The sequence below is a fragment of the Streptomyces sp. NPDC005070 genome, assembly GCF_053600395.1.
The window spans coordinates 1-1338 of record NZ_JBSFZS010000527.1; the positions used below are offsets into that span (position 1 = coordinate 1).

The 1338-nt window shown below is 69.7% G+C and carries 2 protein-coding genes; both read right to left on the reverse strand.

The genetic code is table 11. The features are described from left to right. Positions 1-783: effector-associated domain 2-containing protein (locus ACWEBX_RS40850; protein ID WP_451889741.1), on the reverse strand; the 783-nt coding region annotated here is incomplete at its 3' end. Next, on the reverse strand, positions 783-1338 hold a 556-nt coding region (locus ACWEBX_RS40855), incomplete at its 5' end, for a hypothetical protein (RefSeq protein WP_451889742.1). The genes ACWEBX_RS40855 and ACWEBX_RS40850, both read right to left, overlap by 1 nt.

The following is a 1338-nucleotide window of genomic DNA, read 5'->3' on the forward strand; positions in this document are numbered from 1 at the left end:
GCGGCAGCTGCCCGTCCACCTCGACAGTGTGTACCTGTCGGGATCAAGCAAGTCGGGGGAGATCTGCACCATCAGCAGCCGCTCGGTACGTCCTCCTTCCTCGTGTTCCACGAGGTGGCGGGCCTGGGCGAGTTCCTCCTCCAGCGACCACGCGCGCGCCCAGTCGCTCAGCCACCTGTGCAGCGCCCGGGCGCCGTGCTCGCCGTGTACGCGGCGAAACCGATCGTCGCCCGCGATCAGCAGTAGGAACGCCGCCGCGGGTGGCAGACCGGACGCGGGGACGTTCAGGCCCAGCAGATACAGGAACGTTGACCAAGCGGTGGTGCAGTGGCCGGGCAGGCCGTTGATGCGCCCGCCGGCTGCCCGGCGGCCCAGCGCCGACAGCGCGGGTGGTTCGAGATCGCCCAACAGCGCGCGCAGGATGTCCCAGTCGGCGTCCGGCAGTAGTTCCAGGGCCTGCCATTCGTCGGCGAGTTGGGGCAGCGCGCGGGCTGTCTCGGGATGTCCGGTCACGGTGGCCACCGCGTGTTCCAGCGCCCGCAGTCCGAACGGCTCGCTCAGACAGGTGTCGACGACGGCCCGCAGGGATTCCGGACCCGCGGCGCCGGTGACGGGGACGGGCCGGCGCAGGGTTTGCTCGAGTTCGTCGAGCCATACCGGCGTGGACCGCATGACGAACGGATCGTCGGTGAGGAGTTTCAGCAGCGCGGCGCGCAATCGCACTGTGTCGGATCCGGGCAGTCGCGGTGACCCGCTGGATTCGGACTGGTAGTAGAAGCCCATCACACCGGCCCCTCGTGGTCGGGGATCGGTGGAAGCGGGTCGTGCACGTAGCCGCCCAGTCGCTGCCCCAACGCGGTCACGAGGGCGGAGAGTACCTCCCGCACCTGCGGGTCCGTAACCTTCCCCGACGCCAAGCGGTTGCTGATCCACCGTCCCACTCCGGGATGGTCTCCCGCCGTCCCGTCTGGATACGGTGCTGGCAGCCAGTGCAACACGATGTTCGCGGCGGCCTCGTGGAGAACTTGGTCGTCCGGCACCAGTCCGATCAACAGCGGACGCCAGATGCCGACCAGGCCCAGGCCCACGAGCCGCGCCCGCTCCAGACTGGGGTGACGGCCGGTTGTGTCCAGATGCTGCAGCCAGGCTTGAGCCTCCTCCATGGCGTGCTGGTCGTGGTTCTCTCCAGCAAGCCGGCCCAGCCAACCGACGGCGGTGATGGCATGAGCGGACAGGGCCACCTCGATACGGCCGTGCCCCGAGTGAACGTACTGCACCGTTGTCGCGGCCGCCGCGGCCGAGCCCGCGACAGCGGTCACGAACTCCCTCGCCTCGGCC